This window comes from Bradyrhizobium sp. AZCC 2262 (genome assembly GCF_036924535.1).
Classification (GTDB): Bacteria; Pseudomonadota; Alphaproteobacteria; order Rhizobiales; family Xanthobacteraceae; genus Bradyrhizobium.
Window position 1 is genome coordinate 3,761,325 of sequence record NZ_JAZHRT010000001.1, and the last position, 19,436, is coordinate 3,780,760.

Genomic DNA, 19,436 nt, shown 5'->3' on the forward strand with positions numbered 1-19,436 from the left:
GTTGTGATCGAACCAATCGTTGTGTTTGGAATTCCCGTCGACTTCATCCTGTTCGCATTGACGCTGCTCGGTGTCGCGCTATTCCATCACAAGACGCTTCAAGTCGCGCTGACCGGCCTTGCCGCGATCGTCGCCTACAAGCTCGTCTTCACCGGCTTCAAGCACGGCGCGGGCCTCGATGGCCTTGCCCATCACATGGCGCATGAGTGGGTCACGCTCACCAATCTGTTCCTGCTGCTGATGGGGTTTGCGCTGCTGTCCCGGCATTTCGAGGAGAGCCGGATTCCAGATGAGATGCCGGCGCTGTTGCCGGACGACTGGAAGGGCGGCGTTGTCCTGCTCGTCCTGGTGTTCGTGCTGTCGAGCTTCCTCGACAATATCGCCGCCGCCCTGATCGGCGGCACCGTTGCGCGACACGTGTTCCAGGGCAAGGTTCACATCGGCTATCTCGCGGCCATCGTCGCAGCCTCCAATGCCGGCGGATCGGGCAGCGTCGTCGGCGACACCACCACGACCATGATGTGGATCGCGGGCGTCAGCCCGCTTGCCGTAGTTGAGGCCTATGTCGCGGCCATCGTCGCCATGCTGATCTTTGCGGTGCCCGCCTCCATTCAGCAGCAGCGCTACTCACCAATCCAGAAAGACCCGTCGAAGGGCCTGAAGATCGACCCGGCGCGGGTCTTCATCGTCGCGGCCATTCTGATTGCCGCGCTGGCCGCGAACATCACCGCCAATTTGAAATACCCCGCTTTGCTCGATGCCGTCCCGGTTCTCGGCACAGCCGTCTGGGCCGTCATTCTGCTGACGGCGGGCCTGCGCGCACCGGATTGGAAGGTGATGCCCGAAACCTTCAAGGGAACCATCTTCCTCCTCGCGCTCGTCACCGCGGCCTCGTTGATGCCGGTCGAGAAGCTGCCCGCCGCTTCATGGCCAACCGCGCTGGGCTTGGGCTTCGTCTCCGCGGTGTTCGACAACATTCCCCTCACCGCGCTCGCGCTGAAGCAAGGCGGCTATGACTGGGGCTATCTGGCCTATGCCGTCGGCTTCGGCGGATCGATGATCTGGTTCGGCTCGTCGGCGGGCGTCGCGCTGTCGAACATGTATCCCGAAGCCAAGTCCGTCGGCCGCTGGGTCAGCCAGGGTTGGCCCGTGGCTTTGGCCTATGTCGTCGGATTTTTCGTGATGCTGGCGGTGCTCGGCTGGCACCCCGATGCGCCGCATTAGCCGCTTTCAATTCTGACAATCCATTCATCTTCGAGGCCATTAAACCTTTGTAATCCCACGCGATTTCGTGACGGCGCGCACATTCCGCGCAGCCCGCGTCACCCATCCTGTGCGTGTCGCGGGTCGAGCGCCGACATGATGTCGTCGCAGCCTGCGACAGCAGCGCAAAGGAGAATTGTGATGAGGACTTTTATTCTTGCTTCGCTCGTTCTGGCCGTTACATCGGCCAGCAGCTTCGCCGGCACGCCCTTGATCGACGCGCGCCAGAACGCCCAACAGCACCGCATCTTCAAGGGTATCCAGGGCGGCGACCTGAACTTCACCGAAACCCAGAAGCTGCTGAAGGGCCAGGCGCGGGTGCAGAACCTTGAGAACAAGGCCAAGGCGAACGGTGTCGTCACACCGCTCGAGCGCGCCCGCATCCACGCCGCGCAAAATATCCAGAGCGGGCGCATCTTCCTGAAGAAGCATAATTGAGCGGCGCCGCGACTCAGCTCATACAAAGCGAAGATGATGGCCGGCCCTTCGCCGGCCATCATCCACCGACCGGTTTCGCAAAACAGACTTAAGCCGCAATGTCATCCAAGTTTCAGGCTAGTTTTTGCATGTAACGAATCGGCCCGCTGATTCGGCGGACGATCGTGAGGCGCGGGGGTATATTGCCATGGCATTTTTTAAGCGCGAGCTCGGCCCGATCGAGCGCTTCGAGAACGCGCTGAAAGAGAAGCAGGCGGCACGGCAGAAGCTGGCCGACCGGCTGAGCGTCGCCGAAACGGAACTTGCAGAAAAGCGCACCGCCGCCGAACGGCTGGCGGTAGCCGGGGCTGCCAATGCCCGGCTCGATCGCGCCGAAGCCGCCATGCGCGCCGTCGATGACCGCGCCAAGACCTGGCGCGCCGAATTGGCGGAATTCGACGAGCAGGTTGCCTCGGCCGAGCGCGCCCTGGCCGATGCCAAGGCTCAGCGCGACCGCGACACGATGGCTGACCAGATCGAGGCGATGGCTGCGGCGATCGAGCGGGCCGCGCCGGGATTTGATACCGGCGCCACTGCGCTGGTCGAGGCCGTCACCAAAAGCGTGATGTCGATACCGGAAGCGACCAGGTTTTCGAGCAACGTGGACGCCGTGCGCCGTGAGGTTCTCGCTGCGGCGGACTTGATATGCTGGGAGCTGCGATCGGCTGCGGTACGCACGCGTGCGGGCAACGCCAATCTCGCCAGCCTCGCGCCGTCCGAATCGGAACAGCCGTCGTCGCCGGAGATCGAGCGGCAGTTGATCTACACCCTCCATCCCCTGCTCTGGCGCGAGGGCGACGAGGTGCGCAGGGTTTCCGCCTTTGCGCTGGTCGGGCTTCCCAAAGCGCTGCTGCCGCTGGCGCTGCAGCATCAGCACGTGGACCATCTCAACGCCCGCCGCGTGCAGACCCTGATGCATCTTCATGGCAGTGCAGGACTCGGCGAACCCGAGGCTGACGATCCGCAGCTGGTCGATCTCGACGCCTTGCTCACGGAGCAGACGCAGACGCCGAGCGCGCAAGCCGACGTTGCCTGAGCCAGCCGAGCGGCGCCGGATAATCGAGCGCCGGGGAGGTTCATAGCCAGCAAGGTTCTCCCGGAAATCGGGTGGCCGCCACGCCTCCATTCTGCGATCGCAACGCTCACGAAGCCGGCCATGCCGTTCAGAGCGAAGCAGGCCATCGCAGTTGGAGACACCATTGAAATCCGAAAACGCTCAGCAAAACGTCGTGTCCGAAAAAGATACGGCAATCCGAAATCCATTCGGCGTCATGGACGTTCCAAATCCCAACGACGATGGCGTGATGCAGTTTGCCCGCGACACGTTGCCGGAAGAATCCGCCACCGACGAAAATGCAAACCCGTGGAGCGCTCAAGACAGCAGCTACCAGCACGGCACGATCGAAGGTCAATGGTCGAGCCGCTGGAAGGGTGCAACAGATCCCACCATCCCGGGCGATGCCCCCGACAAATGGAAACAGGGCCAGGGCGAAGCGCGTGTCGTCGAAGACCGCGTGTACCTGTTATTCGATTGGGATTCCGGCGCGCGCAGGGGCCTGATCGACGCAAGGCGCGAAGGTCCGCGCCGGCTGGTGGGCAAGTATATCAACCTGAACAACCCGGAGATCACGGTTCCCTGGGTCGGCCTGGTGGTGAGCGATCAGCGAATAGACGGGTACTTTTCGCAAGGCCGGGTCGATTTCCGGAGATAACTTTCTCCAATGCCCCTACCCCGCCCGCGCCGCGCGGCGCAGCGATTGCGGTGGCTGGCCGAAGGCGCGGATGAAGGCGCGGCGCATCCGCTCCGGGTCGCGAAAACCGGTGGTCTGCGCGACACGCTCGATCGCCTCGCTGGAGGACTGCACGCGCTGCCGCGCCACCTCGATGCGCAACCGCTCCACTGCCTTTGACGGCGTGGTGCCGGTCTCCGCCATGAAGGCGCGGGTAAAGTGCCGCGAGCTCATGCCGGCCTGCTCGGCAAGGTCCTCGACGGTACGCGGCGCGTCGAGATGCTCGCGGGCCCAGGCCAATAGAGGTCCGAACCGGCCGTTCGGCGCCTTCAATTCCAGCAGTGAAGAGAATTGCGACTGGCCGCCGCTGCGGCGATGATAGAGCACCAGTTGCTTGGCAGCCTTCTGCGCGATCTCGTCGCCATAGTCTTCCGCGATCATCGCCAGCGACAGGTCGATGCCGGCCGATATCCCGGCCGAAGTCCAGACGTCGCCGTCGCGCACGAAGATGCGATCGGGCTCAAGCTTCACCTGCGGATAGGCCTTGAGAAAATGCCGCGTGCGCTGCCAATGCGTGGTGGCGCGGCGGCCATCGAGCAGGCCGGCCTCGGCGAGGATATAGGCGCCGGAGCAGACGCTGGCGATGCGGACGCCACGTTTGGCGAGCGCGCGCACGAAGCCGAGCGTTTTCTCGCAGGTTGCCGCCTGCCGCACGCCCTCACCGCCCGCCACGATCAGCGTGGTGATCGCGCCCGACGGCTTTAGCCCGCGTGCGAGCATCTCGACACCAGAGGAAGAGCGCACCGGTCCCGGCGTCACCGCCACAACCCTTATCGAAGGTGCGTTTTCGGCGAAGCGCGCCCCTATCTCGAACACCGAAATCGGGCCGGCGGCGTCGAGCAACTGGAAATCCGGAAACACGAGAACGCCGATCATGATTCCTGCGCTTTCTGGCTTTTGTCCGAAAATGAGGGAAATATGCCGTTTCGGACACAAAGCGACCATGTCAGGATGCCTCCCGTCAAGCCAAATTTTCCGGAGGTCACGATGTCCGCACCGTCTCCCACGCCTACGCCGCTGCAGATCGGTCTGGTGCTGTTCCCACGCGTCACCCAGCTCGACTTCACCGGTCCGTTGCAGGTGTTCTCCAGTCTGCCCGGCGCACAAGTTCATCTGGTCTGGAAGCGGATCGAACCGGTCACGAGCGATTCCGTGCTGATGCTGACGCCGACCACGACGTTTGCGGATTGCCCGCAGCTCGACGTCATCTGCGTGCCCGGCGGGTTCGGCACCGACGACATGATCAACGACGAGGAGATGCTGGCCTTCCTGCGCAAGCAGGCGCCAGGCGCAAAATACGTCACCTCGGTCTGCACGGGTTCACTGGTGCTCGGCGCCGCCGGCCTGCTCAAAGGCTATCGCGCGGCGACGCATTGGACGGCGATGGACTTTCTCAAAGCCTTCGGCGCAATCCCGACCAAGACGCGCGTCTGCGTCGACGGCAACCGCGTCACCGGCGGCGGCGTCACCGCGGGCATCGATTTCGCGCTGACGCTGGTCTCGTTGCTGCACGACCAGCGGACCGCGGAAGCGATCCAGCTTCGGCTCGAATACAATCCGGCGCCGCCCTTCAATTCCGGCTCGCCCGAGACCGCGCCGCCGGAAGTCCTGGCCTTCATGAAAGACCGGATTGCGCCGGCGCAGATCCGCCGCGGCGAGATGATCGACCGCGCCGCCGCACGGCTGACGGAGGCCTGACTGAGTGCGTGGCCCCGCCGGTCGGCTTGAGATGCTCGAAGGACTATCGTTGAAATGATGCTCGTTGGGGTAAATCGCTCGCCATTCACGCGTCGCGTGGCCATCACGCTCAAGGTCTATGGGATGCCATACGAGCAGCTCCCACTTTCCGGCTTCAATGATCGAGCCGAAGTGCGGGTCTCCAATCCGCTGGGTCGTATCCCGGCGCTGATGCTCGACAACGGCGAAGTACTGGTCGATAGCGGCGCGATCATCGACCACCTGGATGAGGCATTCGGTCGCGACCGCGCACTAACGCCGCCCGCGGGACCAGACCGACGGGCCGTGATGAAGGTTGCGGCGATCATGATGGGAGCGTGCGACAAAGGGCTTCAGGCAGCCTATGAGCGCAACCACCATCCGCCGGAGAAGCTTCATCAGCCCTGGATCGACGACTGCATGGCGCAGGTAACGAACGCCCTGACGGCAGTCGATGCGATGATCGTGTCGGACAGGCCTTATTTGCTCCTCGGCCGCCTGACTCAAGCGGACGTAACGGCATTTGTAGCCGAACGGCTCGCGCGTGGGCTGGGAATCGATACAACCAAAGAAATGCCTCGCCTGAGCGCTTTGACGAAACAGCTTGCCAACGAACCGGCTTTTCGATTGACCCAGCCCTGATGCCTGGATCGGTGAGCGCCTCCATAAGGCGACCGCGCGGCAATGCCGATGTGTGCCAGCGACGGCCCAGGAAGACGGCAAAAGAAGACGGCCCAAGAAAAAGGCCGCCTGGTTTCCCAGACGACCTTTCCTGTCTCACGACAGCACCACATTGACGGGCGATTTCAGAACCTCTGCACCGGGGGCCTATCTCCCAGCCGTATCCTGATCGGGTGCCGCTGCTCGTCGGGGCAGTCGCGAACTGGAGCCCGACACCGACGCGATGGTTTCCCATCTCCGTAAGATGTCCCCATTGAGCCCCAAGCCCGCGAAGAGGACAAGACGGCCGCGACGGTTGTACCCACTGATCCCGCTATCCACAGGCGAGGCAGTGCAAACACGGAACGCATCGGCAGCGCAGGTAGTGTCTCTGCGCCAGAAGGCAACTCGTCAGCGCCGGGACGGCATTGCCAGCGACGTCTATCGCGCGATTTGTGATATGGTGCACATGAACAAGACGTTCCCAGATGATCCGCAGCTGCTGCGGCCCGCTGGAAGAAAGGCTGGAGCGGTAAGCTTCGCAAGAGAGGCAGGCAAGAAGGATAGTCGTATGAGAAAGCATCATCAGGGACTCGAAGGCCGCATCGTACAGGTCATCGATGGTCCGTTTACTGGTTTTCGGGGCGAAGTGAAGGAAGTAGACGAACAGACCGTCAAAGTGGCCGTTCAGACATACGGCCGCGCTACCCCAGTGGACTTGGCACTTAGGCAGATCGAATTGGTGCCAGAAAATTCAAACTGAGACACTTCGAACTGAGACACTACCGCATCGCAGCATCACGCTTCGGCGGGCGCGCGCTGGCTGGCCTGCGCCAGCTTCGCAAAGATAATGCCGTGCACAATCAGATACATCGGCACCAGCACGGTCGGAATCAGCGACCAAGGCAGCGCCTGCACCGCCTCGGAGCCTTGTCCGGCGTGAATGATCTGCAGCGGGGAGCCATTCGCGGAGATAATTCCGAATGCAAGCGCGGCCACCAGATCGAGCATGCCGAATGCATTCCAGGCCCAGACCAGCGGCCTGCTTTGCCCACGCAGCGCAAGCCAGGCCACGGGTAAGGCCAGCACGCCGGTTATGACATCGCCCCAGCCCGCCGAGGTCGGGAACGGTCCGGCAAGCCGGCCTTCGGCCGCGAGGAGAAGAAAAAATCCTCCCGCCACGCGCCAGACGTTCAGACCGATCAGGAAGGGCATCGGCATTCCGAGCAGCGAAGCGCGCACCGACGGCGAGACCGACGCCGCAACGGCGGTCGCAACCAGCGGAAATACGATCATCATGCCGATGGTTGGCGGCCCCACCGGATTTGTTCCGAGGAACAGGTTCGCGCTCGCGAGCGCGGCAGCCAGGCCCGTCCACAGACCGGCGCCGACCGAAAGCGCGAGACGTTGCGATGTGCTGATCGGCATCGCGCCGGTGAGCGCATTGACGCTGACCATGATCGCGGCAGCGAGAACCATGGTTCCGATGAAGTCCAGCATGACATATCTCCTTATGTGTAGTTACACCTATTGAGATCAGCGAAATGTCGACCAGCCGTCCGGTTCGTCTCACCCCAGATTCCGGGAACCCAAAAGCTTCAATGCGGCCTGGCCGTCGGCGCCGAGCAGCTTGCCGATATGCGCCTGAGCCTTCGACCAGTAGAGAAATCCGCGGCGAACGAGGCCGCGTCCCTGCGCGGTAATGGTGATTATGCGCGCGCGCGGATCCTCGCCGGCGCTGATCGAAACCCAGTTCTTGCCTTCCAGCAGGGTCAGGTTGCGGCTCAGCGTGGTGCGCTCCATCCCAAGCAGGCCCGCGAGTTTGCCGATCGGCATTTCACCGCGGAGCATCAATTGCGACAGGATGGTGAACTGCGTGACGCGGACGCCAGAACCCTGCATGTAGGAATCGTAGAGTCGGGTGATCTTCCGCGCGGCCTGTCGCGACGCAAGGCAGAAGCAGCCGGCTGCTTCCATGTAATCGGTATCGCGATCGGACGGTTGTTTCATACGATAAGTGTATATACACCCATGATGCCCGGCAAGATGCCTGCAGCGAAAGCGGAGTAAACTTATCGGGGGTTCAGCTTCCCGGCGTCCAGGCCTGGTAATCGCCTGTCGCCTTGGGGCGGCGGCCGCTGGAAAGCGTCGAGCCGGAGGGACGGTAGGCCGCGGGCGTGCCGGTCATGTTGGGAACATGCGGCTTTTCCCATTCCCGCGGCGTGTAATTCTCTTCGGTCGGCGCGACATCGACGGTGTGATGCAGCCAGCCATGCCATGACGGCGGCACCCGGCTCGCCTCGGCATAGCCGTTATAGACCACCCAGCGCCGCTCGAAGCCCAGCGTCGGATCGATCTTGCGGCCCTTGGTGCGGTAGTAGTGGTTGCCCTGCTCGTCCTGGCCGACCAGTTCGCCGAATCGCCACGTCCACAATTGCGTGCCGAACGTCTGACCGTTCCACCAAGTGAAAAATTTCAGCAGAAACAGCTTCATGAGGGCTCGGCCGGTTCGAGATGTCGTGTCGCTCTGATGCCACCGGCAGGGCCGATTGTCCAGACAAAGGCTGATATTGCAGCCCTGCCGGACCGGTGTTTTGGAGGGCCTGATCGCGCCCGCGCCTCGACGCGGAATCGGCGCAATCCGTTCATTCCGGGTACAGTTCCGCTCTGACAGGCTCGACTTGCGCGCAATCGATACGCGGGCTCGGGAACGTCCGCCCGCTGAACGGGTTAGGACTTATATCCCGCAAATGGAGCCGATAATGATCAATCTGAAGGTTTTGAGTACAGCGGCAGCGATCGCACTTATTTTGCCGACGGTCAGCGCCGTCCAGGCGCAGGACAGAGGCGGCGTGCCCGCCGGTGGCGGCGCTGCCAGGGCCGGCGGTGGCGGTGCAGCCATCGGCGGCGGTGGCGGCGGAGGCTTCAGGGCCGGCGGCGGTGGTGGAGGCGGAGGCTTTAGAGCCGGCGCCGCCAGCGCACCTTCAATGGGCGGCGCACCTGCCGGATTCCGGCCTGCCCCGACGGCGGGATTCCGCCCCACTCCCGGTACCGGCGGCGCACCCGTCGTGAGCGGCGGCGGCGTGGGGAATCGTTATGCGGGCGGTGGCTATGCCGGCCGCGGCTATTACGGCGGCGGCTATCGCCATTACCACCGCGGCGGCGGCTTCTGGCCGGGCGTCGCGGTCGGAGTCGGCGTCGGGTCGACCTACGGCTATTACGACAACAGCCCATACTACGATGACTCGTATGGATATTATGACGACAGCGCCGTCGCCGCAGCGCCCCCGAGCGACGATGAGGCCGTGGCGTACTGCACGCAGAGATACAGGTCCTACGATCCGGCGTCGGGAACCTATCTCGGCAATGACGGCCAACGGCATCCCTGCCCGGCGCAATAAGACGATAGCGTAAGTTCGGAGGGCGGCGCATTCCGGTGCGTCGCCCTTTTCGTTGCAGATCAGGCGCGCAGCGCCACGGCAACGCCGCCGAGCGTGAACACCAGCGCCGCGAACTCGCGCAGGCCGAGCGGCTCATGCAACAGCGCCCCCGCCGCAAGCACCCCGATGACCGAAACCAGCAAGGTTCCAATCGAGGCCGTCGCCGCCGGCAGCCGCTCGAGTGCGGCAAACCAGCACACGTGGCAAAGGCTGAACTGAATGAGCGTCATATAAAGCAGCGACAGCCAGCCGACATATGACAACGCGGCCAGTTGCGGCTGCTCGACCGCAAGCCCAACGATCGCAATCGGCAGGCAGCCGAGCCCGATCTGCCAGGCAGCCAGCGACAGCGGCGGCATCGCCAGCGGGAAATGCTTGGTCAGCACGGTGCCGAGGCCGACACACACTGCGCCAGCCAGCGCGCATGCGATGCCCGGCAATTTTTCGACGCTGGCCTCAATGCCATTGCCGCCGATCAGCACAGCGAGGCCGGCGAGCGCAACCGTCAGCGCGACGCCACGTAGCGGCGAGAGCCGTTCGCCCAGGATCGGCCAAGCCAGAAACGCCACCCAGACCGGGATCGATATCCCGAGCACCGCCGCCTCGCTGGCATCGAGCCACAACAGCGCCAGCCCCATGAACGCGATCCAGCCACCGATCGTCAGCATCGAGACCAGCAGCAACCGCAGCCGCATCGGCCGCGGCACGCTCATTTTTTGCCGCCGCGCGAGCGCAAACAGCGCCAGCGCCGCAGCGCCGGCAATGCCGCACAGGCCGCGCGAGGACAATGGCGGCCACTCCGTCAGCAAATTTTTCATGATCGGGAAATTGAGGCCCCACCCGACCGATGCAATGGCAAGCAGGACGAGCCCGAGCGGCGACAGCCGCCCCGCGCGATTGATCGGGGGCATGGCGGGCTTGGATCCGGAACCGGAAGTATATTTGTTCTCGTTCTGCACAGCGAAACGCAATTGCCTCAACAACTTTTATGTGCACTCTATCATAAAGACGACCTGTCGGCGTTTCGACTTAATCGTCACATGGGATGTGCTGGTCATCTGGCCGCCACCCAAAGAAGAAGGAATCATCGTGCCGCGCGTTCTCGTGGTCGATGACGACCCGATGGTATGCGTTGCCATCGAGGTTTGTCTGATGCGCAAGGGTTTCGACGTCACCGTTGCCGACGGTGGTGAAGCGGGAATGCGCGCACTCGAAGCCTCCGATTTCGACGTCATGCTGATCGACGTATTCATGCCGCATATGCGCGGCTTCGAATCGATTCGGATGTTTCACGAGCGCAGGCCGGACGTGCCGATCGTCGCGATGTCGGGCTACGCCTTCGCCAACACCGAGCGCGCACCGGATTTCCTGCGGATGACCATCGAACTCGGCGCGGCATGCTGCCTGCGCAAGCCCTTCACGCCGGACGCGCTGTTGACCTCGGTCAATCAATGCATCACCACACCGAAAACTACCGCGCGTCACTCGAAATCGTGAAGTAAGCAGCTGGCAATGCCGTCGCAGCAGCGCATCATCCTTGGAATTGGGCTCGCCATCCTCCTCGTTATCGGCGCGGCCTCGATCGGTTTGGACCTCAAGTCGCGGGCCGATACCGCTTCCGTCGACCGTGCGCTTGGCATCCTCAGCAAGATCTCGGATATGCGCCCGCTGCTGCGCCGGTCGGAAAGCGCGGCGCGGGCCTTCGCACTCACCGGCGATCAGCAATTCGCCAGGGAATACCGCGACGCCAGCGACACGATCCTGCCGGCGCTCGCGGCACTGATCGAGGTCGTCAAGGACAATCCCACCGAAAGGCAGCTGATCGAAGAAGCCAATGCGCTGGTGCAAAGCCAGATTGCCATCAATGGCGAGCTGATCAGGTTCCGGATCGCGGGAGATGACGCCGCGGTCGCAGCGCTCGTCGGCCAGGAGGATCGCGCGGCGACGGCCGCGATCGCCGGGAACCTTGAAAAGGCGGTAGCGGAAGAGCGCCGGCTGCTTTACGCCAGACGCGCCGAATCCGAAACCAACGGAACGTTCCTGCTGGCGATCGATCTCGCCGGCGTCGCGTTGATTCTGGTTCTCGCCACCGTTCTGACGGTGTCGACCCGCCGCTCGCGTCGCAAACTGCAGGATTCGCTGAGCGCCACCCAGGCCACCAACGAGGCACTGGAGGCCGCGGTCGCCGAACGCACCGAGCATCTGGTCGCAGCCCATGACGAACTCAGGCTTTCGGCCGCCGTCCTGCGCAGCACCTTCCACAGCATGGCGGAGGCGGTGCTCGTCATCGACACCAAGGGAGAGATTTTGCTCTCCAACCCGGCCGCCGAGAAGATGCTGCGCTTCCGGCCGGGCATGACGGTCGAACTGCTGCGCTCGCTCAGCACGGTCTTTCATGCCGACGGCGTCACGCCGCTGCTGGTCCATGACATGCCCGCCTCGCGTGCGCTGCGGGGCGAAGCGTTCGACGCCACCGAAATCGTGGTGCGCCCCGTCAGCGGCAATCCGCCGCTTCATCTCATGATCAGCGGCCGGCCGCTGCGCGACGCCGCGGGCACCATCAGCGGCGCGGCGCTGGTTTATCACGACGCCACCGCCTCGCGCGAAACCGAGCACAAGCTGCTGCAATCGCAAAAGCTCGACGCGATCGGCAAGCTCACCGGCGGCGTCGCGCACGACTTCAACAACATGCTGACGGTGATCACCGGCACCACCGAAACGCTGGTCGCCAGCCTAGCGCATGAGCCTCAGTTGCAGAAGACGGCCGAATTGATCGACCAGGCGGCGGAACGCTGCAGCGAGCTGATCCAGCATCTGCTCGCCTTCGCCCGCCGCCAGCCGCTGCGGCCGCGCAATGTCGACGTCAACGCTACCGTGCTCGACATCGCAAAACTGCTTCGGCCAACGCTCGGCGAGCAGATCGAGGTCAACTCGATCCTCGAGCAGGAAACGGCGACCGCCCATATCGACGCCTCGCAGCTCGCCAACTCCCTGCTCAACATGGCGATCAACGCCCGCGACGCGATGCCGAACGGCGGCAAGCTGCTGCTGGAGACGCGCAACGTCGTGCTCGACGAAGCCTATGCGCAGGCCAACCCCGGCGTGAAGCCAGGCTCCTATGTGATGCTCGCGGTCAGCGACACCGGCGCCGGCATGTCGCAGGACGTGCTGGACAAGGTGTTCGAACCGTTCTTCACCACCAAGGAGGTCGGCAAGGGCTCGGGCCTTGGCCTGAGCATGGTCTACGGCTTCGTCAAACAATCGGGCGGGCACATCCGGATCTACAGCGAGGTCGGGCACGGCACCACGATCAAGCTCTATCTGCCGCCTGCCCGCGGCCAGGTCGAGGCGGCGCCGGTCGCCGCCGCGCCGCTGCCGCACGGCAACGAAACCATCATGGTGGTGGAAGACGACGCGCTGGTGCGCAATTTCGTCACCACGCAATTGCAGAGCCTCGGCTACCGCACGGTGGGCGCCGCCAATGGACCAGCGGCGCTGAACCTGATCGAAGGCGGCCAGAAGTTCGATCTCCTGTTCACCGACGTCATCATGCCCGGCAGCATGTCCGGCCGCGAACTGGCGGACAAGGTGTCGAAGCTCCGGCCCGGCATCAGGGTGCTCTACACATCAGGCTATACCGACAACGCGATCGTGCATCAGGGCCGCCTCGACCCCGGGGTGCTGCTGCTGACAAAACCGTATCGAAAATCCCAACTGGCGAACATGGTCCGCCGCGCGCTGACGGGGTGAACGGGCGAAAGTGGTGTTACCCCCTTTCCGAAGGCAAAGGCCGCGCGTTTGAATCGTGTCGGGCGCGCCACTTCGGTACAGAGCTGGGCACGCCAAAACCAGCCGTTTTTGCGCCTGAAGCGGCGACGAGCGTGCGCAGAAGTACGCTTTTCGATCCCATGATGCGCAGTTCTTTCTGATCGACTTCGACCCGTTGGGCGAGCGCGCGAAGGTGATCGCGGCGGTAGCCGCCGTTGTCGGTCCGCATTCGCTTGCGGGCTGTCCTGGCAAACGTCCTGAGAGTCTGCGGCGTCATGGTCGGCCCGGCCCGATCAATCGCATCCTCGGCCCGCTCTGCGTCAAGGCGGGCCTGGTCGCGTGTTGCTTTGAGTTCGGTGACACGGTCCTTCAACTGGGGATCGGAGAGATCGGCAATGCCATTCTCGATGGCGTCGTAGAGCCGCCTGAGTTTGGCATCCGCCTCGGTCGCCCGCTTGCACAAGTCGGCAATGTGCGACCTTCGGCGCTCGGCGCGATCCTTGCGGCGATCGAGCACGTGCGACAAAAGTCGCTCAAGGCGGCTCGGCTGCAACAGACGCTGCTCGATGTGCTCCGCCACCAGATTGTCGAGCTTCTCCATCGGGACAGTGCGACCCGAACAGCCGGTCGCGCCCTGGCGGGCTTTGGTGCAGCACGTGTAATAGCGGTAACGGCCGCTCTTGCCAGTGCGCAGCGTCATTGCTCCACCGCAGCCGGCGCAGAAGCAGATGCCGGTGAGTAGCGTGGGGCCACTGACTACTCTTGGGGCGACCATCGCCGGACTGCGGCTCTTGAGCAGCATTTGGACGACCTCAAATTCCTCCTTGTCGACAATTGCTGGCACCGTCATTTCGACGATTTCGCTCTCTGCCTTGCGCTCGCGGGTCTTCCAGAACTTGGTATTGAAGCGGTGCCGGCCGATGTAGGTCGTCCGTCTCAGCACCTTGTGGACGGCATCGACACCCCAGCGCCCGCCGTCACGGGTACGGATTCCCTTGGCATTAAGGTGAGTGGCGATGGACTTGACGCCCATCGCGCCCGCGCGTCCGTCCCCTTCCCGGGCCAATCGGAAGATCAGGCGGACCGTCTCGGCCTGGACCGGGTCGACCTCAAGGGTCTTCTTGATGCGGTGCCCGCGTTGCTCGGATGCCTCCACGATCCGGTAACCGATAGGGGGCAAGGCTCCGTTCCAGAAGCCCTGACGGGCGTTCTCCTTCATGGCCCTAAGCGTGTGCTTGGCGTTCTCCTTGGATTGGTACTCGTCGAACAGCGCCATGATCTGCCGGATCATGTTGCTCATGGGATCGTCGCCGAGCTCCTGGGTGATCGAGACCAGCCGGACGCCAGCCTTGGCGAAGCGGCGCACATAGAACTCGAGCTGGAACTGGTCACGGAAGAAGCGGCTAAAACTGCGCACCAGGATCACATCGAACGCCGGCGGCTTGGTGGTTGCCGCGTCGATCATGCGCTGGAATTCCGGCCGCCGATCGTCGGTTGCTGACGCGCCTGGCTCGACGTAGTCGGCAACGATCTCCCATCTTCGGGACGCGCCAATATCCCTTTGCCTCGCGGCGCTGGTCCGGGATGGAAAGATCATTGTGGGCTTGCCGGCCGGTCGAGACTCGCAGGTAGAGGGCAGCACGAACCGGCATCGTCATGGCGATCTCCAAACAAGAGGGTCATTGGCGGGTCGAAAACAATTCATCGAACAGGTCACCGAACCAGGCCTCGAAGACCTCGATCTCGGCCTCGGTGATCGGGACGTCCGCAGGCCAGTCGTCGGTCACGGTCCAGTCGGACCGAACCGACTTAGCCGGGCGTCCCTTTCGTCGAGTTGCAGGCTGCAGATAGTCATAGAGATCGTCGGGCAACGAGCCCAGCGATCGCGTTGGTCGAGATTTTTGATCATGAGCCATGGCGTCCCTGCGGCACGCAGACTCCATCCGGAGAGAACGGCGCAAGTTTGTCCGCCGCCAGGGCGTGCCCCTGTAACGCGAGGAGCGGCCCCTCGCTCGCGCTGAGCCATCAGCGCATGGCCGTAAAGGCCGGGGCAGGCGACGCTTGTCAAGGCCGTCAGCCGCGGAGCCGGGCGCGCAAGGCGCGAGCCTTGACCAGTGTCGACTGGTCCGGCATCGCCTCGATAGACACTGACGTCTCGGCAATACCAAACACATTGTGCCGACTTCTTGAGCGCAAAGGAGAACCTGGATTCTTGCAAGGTGTGACTGTGCCAGAAAAGTTGCGATAAGCCTATGAACTGACACACGACCGACCGCAGCGCACCTTGCGCCTTTTATCCTGCTATCAAGCGGTCGGTTGTCTGCGCCTCGCCGGTCCTGCGCTATCGTTCGCCAAACCGCCATCCGACAAAAACCAGGACAAGCATGACGCGAGCAGCTTCCGCGTGGATTTGGCGCAGTTGATATGCCGGGTCTTTGTCGACCGCAGGTGCAGCTCATGTCTCTTAGCCGGTCGAGGGCAGAACGCCGGAGCTGCCGCGGCTGCGCCGGTCGTTTGCAATTCGGGCGCGGCAAGGCGACAGGCAGGCCAGTCCCAATCGGACGTGAATGTCCGGTATTGTGGATAGCGGACGCTAAAGCAGACGTCGCAAAATCGACGCGATTGACCCGAAGCCGACCTTGCGCCGATGCTGCCGGAGGCGCGGTGCGGGCTCGAAAATAAATTCGTAGAGCATGTCGTTTTGGCGGTCCGCCGTTCGACTGGGTGTCGGCGGAACAACTTCGGTTGTGGTTGGAGCTCACAATGTGACTGGATCTTACGGAGGTTGGCAATGACGATCTCGCATCGATTTATCGAGACAAATGGCATTCGAATGCACCTGGCCGAAGCAGGGAGCGGCCCCACCGTGCTTCTCTGCCATGGCTTTCCGGAGTGCTGGTATTCGTGGCGGCACCAATTGGAAGCGCTCGCTGCCGCCGGATATCGCGCCATCGCGCCCGACATGCGTGGTTACGGGCAGACGGACAAACCTGTTGCGATCGATCAATACACTCTATTGCATTTGACCGGAGACATGGTCGGATTGCTCGACGCGATCGGCACGGATCAAGCAGTCGTTGTCGGACATGATTGGGGAGCGCCGGTCGCTTGGCGCTGCGCTCTGTTCAGACCGGATCGATTTAGGGCCGTCGTTGGCTTGAGCGTGCCGTTTCAGGTGCGTGGTCCCAACCGACCAAGCACCGTCATGCCGAGGACCGAAAAGCAGCGCTTCTATCAACTGTATTTCCAGACACCGGGCGTTGCCGAGGCAGAACTCGAAAAAGACGTCCACAACGCAATCAAGACGACATTGTTCGCCCTATCTGGCGATGCGCCGGTTGAAGATCCTGCGTCGCTCACGATGCTTCCTAGTGAGGGGGGGTGGCTTGATGGGAAGCCTACAACCCAATCATTGCCGACGTGGCTCACGGACAGTGACATCGAATTTTACGTTGAAGAGTTCAAGCGCACCGGCTTTGGAGGAGGTTTGAATTGGTATCGCAACATTGATCGCAATTGGGAGTTGCTCGCACCATGGTCCGGCGCAAAGGTTCAGGTCCCGGCACTCTATGTCGTTGGCGATCGAGACGGGGTTTACAGATCGCCGAGTTGGAGCCATCTCGTCCCTAGCCTGAAACAGTTCGTGCCCTTGCTTCGCGAGACAATAGTCTTGAAAGGTTGCGGTCATTGGACTCAGCAAGAGCGCGCCAAAGACGTAAGCAATGCGCTCCTGGAATTCCTGAAACAGTTATAGATCGCGAACGGGGACTTGCGTAGACGCGGAAAGCAACGCAATGTCGCGTTTTGTGCATTGGCCCTTCGCGTCTATCTGGGAGGCTGATCGAGATTACCGCTGTTGAGGGGTAAGCGGAGCACCCCGCAACATCGGGGGATCCACGATGCGTAGTGCTAGATGGCAGAGCATCGTAGACTTGCCGATTGTAGCGTATCGCGGGCTTCGGCATCATAGGGGAATCGCGAGGAAGTAGTGCCCATCTTCATCGGCTGTGGCGCACCACTTCGGAATACGTGCCTAAAAAATGCCTCGCTGCAGTTATGAGTTAGGCGAAAGCGAAGCTCCAGCGCGTCGCCGCATACGCCGGTCGTGATCGGTTTGAAATGCGGAACAAGATAGTGAGCGAAGCCAAATGGTCAGACGGCACCGGATGGTTCGGTGGATTTTCATGGTCAAGCGCCTGATCGTCATCGTGTTCGCGCTCGGTGCGCTTAACGTGCTGGCAAACGCGGCAGCGCTGTCCCCCTTCGCCCATGATGCCGCGGGTGGAGCGGTTCTGGAGTTCTATCCCGCGACGGCGGTCAGGTTCAACGCCCAAGGGCGCGATCTGGTGAGTGTCACCGTGAAGGAAACTCCTCCCGCAAGCGACGCGCGGGGCCCCATCGACCTTGCCCTCATCGCGGATTGTCGATTGCGCCAACTGGCTGCGTCGCCGGTTGCGGAGGTCGCGAAAGATGGGACGCCACCAACTGCGGTTGTAGGGTTCAAAACCAGCGATCTGAAATCACCCCCCAAAGGTATGTATCAACGATTTGTCACGGCTTTGTGCGACGGCGAACTGCTGGGTGTGCAAGGCTTGCCGGCAAAGAGCGGATGGAAGCATTTTCTCGAAAGCCCGCTGCGTGGACTCTATTTCGCAAGCGGGGGTGTCAGAACAATCGGCAAGTACCGGGCGGCGTCGGTGCGCCTTTATGAATTCGGCGGCACGCAGCTAGCTGATGGCCGGCACGTCGATGCACGTGACGCGGTGTGGGTCATCGATTGCGAGCGCAAGCTCGGTGCGGTGGCCTTTGAGCGAGCCTTCGCAAGGGAGGGCGACCACAATCAAACCGTGCAGTCGATCGGGGATGAAAGGGCGTTCGCCGATCCGTCGATCGTGGAGGTCGACAAACTGACGTTTGGCCAGGCTGCCGTCGGCTCGATGCAGGCACGGTTCGGCGACGCATTGTGTGTCATGAATCCGGACTTGCAGTGACAAGGGGCAAGCCTCTCCTGGTGCGGCGTCGTTTTCAATGCCGACTTGATGTATGAAAGGTGAGACGTTGGACGAAGGGATTCTGGGGAAGAGCCAAGACTAATGGCCGACGTGATCTACAAGCGCTGCTATTTCGATTGGGGCGGACGATGCGCCTACTGCGACGTTGGACTCCCCCGGATAAAGACGGGCGGCAAGGTCAAGGCCAGCATCGACCATTTCATCCCGCTCGCAAAGGGAGGTCAGAACAGCAGGAGCAACCGCGTGCTGTCCTGCTACCCCTGCAATCTCGCCAAGGGTGACACCGACCCGCGCGAGACAAATCAATGGCCCCACGTCGAACGGCGGCTTGCCGAGATCGCCGCTTCGCCGCTCATCAGTCACGGGCGGCTCAAACGGCTCCTGCCCGAGCTAGTGAAACAAGTTGCCGAAGGGGCATAATGCGCGCCCGAGAACCGCGTTGGCGCTGATCGCTATCATCTCTGCTACCCGAGCCGCTGTCAGTCGTCGCCATTAGTCGTCGCGCTGATCGATTTGAGAAACCGTCGGTAGGTGAGGAAAGACCCATGCGACCCTACATCATCTGCCATATGGGCACGTCGATCGACGGTCGCCTGCATCCGAGCCGCTTCACCTCGCCTGCGCAGGGCATCTCTCGAGATGTCCTGCGTGGACATTATGAACGCGTCCATGATCAGTTCGGCGCCGATGGATGGATCGTCGGCCGCATGACGATGAGCGAGATGGCGAAGGGAGCGGAACGGCCGGCTAGAGATGCACCCAAAGTAGCGCGCAAGGCGCATATTGCCGCGCGTGACGGCCGCAAGCTTGCGATCGGCATCGATCCATCGGGCCGCGTTCATTACGGCAAGGACAATATCGGCGGCGACCATGTGGTCGCCGTTCTGGGCGAGGAAGTATCCGATGCGTACCTCGCGGAATTGCGTGAGGACGGCGCGTCTTATGTCTTCGCTGGACCCAAGGGCGATGATCTGCGCCGCGCGATGGAAGAGATCGCCTCGCTGTTTGGCGTCAAGACACTTCTTCTCGAAGGCGGCGGCAGGATCAACGGCGCTTTTCTGAAGCACAAGCTTATTGATGAGTTCAGCACCTTGATCCATCCCGCCGTCGATGGCGTGGCCGGTACGCAAAGCATCGTGGATTATGACGGGCCCGAGGACGACCGCCCTGGAGCAGGGCAATCACTGCGCCTCACGCACTGCGAAACGCTCGAAGGCGGCATGGTGTGGTTGCGGCACGCCGTGGAACGTGGGCCAGGCTGACTACTTATTTGAACTTGGCCACCTTGGTCCGCTGGGGCTGTCGGGTGA

Annotated in this window: 21 protein-coding genes; 14 read left to right on the forward strand and 7 right to left on the reverse strand. The window is 62.5% G+C overall.

What is annotated here, in order from left to right:
• Nucleotides 1-6 precede the first annotated feature (6 nt).
• From V1283_RS17860 to V1283_RS17875, 4 genes are all read left to right on the forward strand, one after another.
• A complete protein-coding gene (locus V1283_RS17860) occupies nucleotides 7-1,224 on the forward strand; it encodes a citrate transporter (RefSeq protein WP_442895869.1) in 1,218 nt (405 codons plus the stop codon).
• A 180-nt stretch (nucleotides 1,225-1,404) separates the two neighbouring features.
• The gene (locus V1283_RS17865; protein WP_334387760.1) at nucleotides 1,405-1,701 is read left to right on the forward strand and encodes a hypothetical protein; all 297 of its coding nucleotides are present in this window, start codon (nucleotides 1,405-1,407) and stop codon (nucleotides 1,699-1,701) included.
• Between the two features lie 187 nt (nucleotides 1,702-1,888).
• Nucleotides 1,889-2,776: a hypothetical protein gene (locus V1283_RS17870; RefSeq protein WP_334387761.1), complete on the forward strand. Its 888-nt coding sequence runs from the start codon at nucleotides 1,889-1,891 to the stop codon at nucleotides 2,774-2,776.
• Between the two features lie 268 nt (nucleotides 2,777-3,044).
• Nucleotides 3,045-3,452 carry a hypothetical protein gene (locus V1283_RS17875; protein WP_334387762.1) on the forward strand — a complete coding sequence of 136 codons (408 nt, stop codon included), beginning with the start codon at nucleotides 3,045-3,047 and terminating at the stop codon, nucleotides 3,450-3,452.
• 15 nt (nucleotides 3,453-3,467) lie between these two features.
• Here the strand turns inward: V1283_RS17875 and V1283_RS17880 are convergent, their stop codons facing one another.
• Nucleotides 3,468-4,406 (reverse strand): GlxA family transcriptional regulator, encoded by a 939-nt coding sequence (locus V1283_RS17880; RefSeq protein WP_334387763.1) that lies wholly within the window; start codon nucleotides 4,404-4,406, stop codon nucleotides 3,468-3,470.
• Between the two features lie 111 nt (nucleotides 4,407-4,517).
• Between V1283_RS17880 and V1283_RS17885 the strand changes: the two genes are divergently transcribed.
• The 3 genes from V1283_RS17885 to V1283_RS17895 all read left to right on the forward strand — a co-directional run bounded on the left by V1283_RS17885 (nucleotide 4,518) and on the right by V1283_RS17895 (nucleotide 6,669).
• Nucleotides 4,518-5,228, forward strand: coding sequence for a DJ-1/PfpI family protein (locus V1283_RS17885; RefSeq protein ID WP_334387764.1), 711 nt, complete (start codon nucleotides 4,518-4,520; stop codon nucleotides 5,226-5,228).
• Nucleotides 5,229-5,282: 54 nt separating this feature from the next.
• The gene (locus tag V1283_RS17890) at nucleotides 5,283-5,888 is read left to right on the forward strand and encodes a glutathione S-transferase family protein (protein ID WP_334387765.1); all 606 of its coding nucleotides are present in this window, start codon (nucleotides 5,283-5,285) and stop codon (nucleotides 5,886-5,888) included.
• A gap of 403 nt (nucleotides 5,889-6,291) precedes the next feature.
• On the forward strand, nucleotides 6,292-6,669 hold the full coding sequence (locus tag V1283_RS17895) for a KOW motif-containing protein (protein ID WP_334387766.1): 378 nt from the start codon (nucleotides 6,292-6,294) through the stop codon (nucleotides 6,667-6,669).
• A 35-nt stretch (nucleotides 6,670-6,704) separates the two neighbouring features.
• Here the strand turns inward: V1283_RS17895 and V1283_RS17900 are convergent, their stop codons facing one another.
• The 3 genes from V1283_RS17900 to V1283_RS17910 all read right to left on the reverse strand — a co-directional run bounded on the left by V1283_RS17900 (nucleotide 6,705) and on the right by V1283_RS17910 (nucleotide 8,400).
• A complete protein-coding gene (locus V1283_RS17900; RefSeq protein WP_334387767.1) occupies nucleotides 6,705-7,406 on the reverse strand; it encodes a hypothetical protein in 702 nt (233 codons plus the stop codon).
• Nucleotides 7,407-7,475: 69 nt separating this feature from the next.
• Entirely contained in the window at nucleotides 7,476-7,916 is a 441-nt protein-coding gene (locus V1283_RS17905; RefSeq protein WP_334387768.1) for a MarR family winged helix-turn-helix transcriptional regulator, read from the reverse strand.
• A gap of 73 nt (nucleotides 7,917-7,989) precedes the next feature.
• Complete coding sequence (locus tag V1283_RS17910; RefSeq protein ID WP_334387769.1) at nucleotides 7,990-8,400, reverse strand: NADH:ubiquinone oxidoreductase subunit NDUFA12; 411 nt, start codon at nucleotides 8,398-8,400, stop codon at nucleotides 7,990-7,992.
• A gap of 268 nt (nucleotides 8,401-8,668) precedes the next feature.
• Here V1283_RS17910 and V1283_RS17915 point away from each other — a divergent pair, with 268 nt between their 5' ends.
• Nucleotides 8,669-9,307, forward strand: a complete 639-nt coding sequence (locus V1283_RS17915; RefSeq protein WP_334387770.1) for a BA14K family protein — start codon at nucleotides 8,669-8,671, stop codon at nucleotides 9,305-9,307.
• 59 nt (nucleotides 9,308-9,366) lie between these two features.
• On the opposite strand, the gene V1283_RS17920 is transcribed toward V1283_RS17915, so the two are convergent.
• Nucleotides 9,367-10,257: a DMT family transporter gene (locus V1283_RS17920; RefSeq protein WP_334387771.1), complete on the reverse strand. Its 891-nt coding sequence runs from the start codon at nucleotides 10,255-10,257 to the stop codon at nucleotides 9,367-9,369.
• Nucleotides 10,258-10,435: 178 nt separating this feature from the next.
• On the opposite strand from V1283_RS17920, the gene V1283_RS17925 reads away from it, so the two are divergent.
• On the forward strand, nucleotides 10,436-10,843 hold the full coding sequence (locus V1283_RS17925) for a response regulator (protein WP_334387772.1): 408 nt from the start codon (nucleotides 10,436-10,438) through the stop codon (nucleotides 10,841-10,843).
• Between the two features lie 15 nt (nucleotides 10,844-10,858).
• On the forward strand, nucleotides 10,859-13,096 hold the full coding sequence (locus V1283_RS17930) for a CHASE3 domain-containing protein (protein WP_334387773.1): 2,238 nt from the start codon (nucleotides 10,859-10,861) through the stop codon (nucleotides 13,094-13,096).
• Between the two features lie 16 nt (nucleotides 13,097-13,112).
• Here the strand turns inward: V1283_RS17930 and V1283_RS17935 are convergent, their stop codons facing one another.
• Complete coding sequence (locus tag V1283_RS17935; RefSeq protein WP_334387774.1) at nucleotides 13,113-14,711, reverse strand: recombinase family protein; 1,599 nt, start codon at nucleotides 14,709-14,711, stop codon at nucleotides 13,113-13,115.
• A gap of 82 nt (nucleotides 14,712-14,793) precedes the next feature.
• Nucleotides 14,794-15,030 (reverse strand): hypothetical protein, encoded by a 237-nt coding sequence (locus V1283_RS17940; RefSeq protein ID WP_334387775.1) that lies wholly within the window; start codon nucleotides 15,028-15,030, stop codon nucleotides 14,794-14,796.
• 875 nt (nucleotides 15,031-15,905) lie between these two features.
• Here V1283_RS17940 and V1283_RS17945 point away from each other — a divergent pair.
• The 4 genes from V1283_RS17945 to V1283_RS17960 all read left to right on the forward strand — a co-directional run bounded on the left by V1283_RS17945 (nucleotide 15,906) and on the right by V1283_RS17960 (nucleotide 19,388).
• Nucleotides 15,906-16,868 (forward strand): alpha/beta fold hydrolase, encoded by a 963-nt coding sequence (locus V1283_RS17945; protein WP_334387776.1) that lies wholly within the window; start codon nucleotides 15,906-15,908, stop codon nucleotides 16,866-16,868.
• A gap of 430 nt (nucleotides 16,869-17,298) precedes the next feature.
• Nucleotides 17,299-18,105 carry a hypothetical protein gene (locus tag V1283_RS17950; protein WP_334387777.1) on the forward strand — a complete coding sequence of 269 codons (807 nt, stop codon included), beginning with the start codon at nucleotides 17,299-17,301 and terminating at the stop codon, nucleotides 18,103-18,105.
• A 102-nt stretch (nucleotides 18,106-18,207) separates the two neighbouring features.
• Nucleotides 18,208-18,546: an HNH endonuclease gene (locus V1283_RS17955; RefSeq protein WP_334387778.1), complete on the forward strand. Its 339-nt coding sequence runs from the start codon at nucleotides 18,208-18,210 to the stop codon at nucleotides 18,544-18,546.
• 125 nt (nucleotides 18,547-18,671) lie between these two features.
• The gene (locus V1283_RS17960) at nucleotides 18,672-19,388 is read left to right on the forward strand and encodes a RibD family protein (RefSeq protein ID WP_334387779.1); all 717 of its coding nucleotides are present in this window, start codon (nucleotides 18,672-18,674) and stop codon (nucleotides 19,386-19,388) included.
• Nucleotides 19,389-19,436 lie beyond the last annotated feature (48 nt).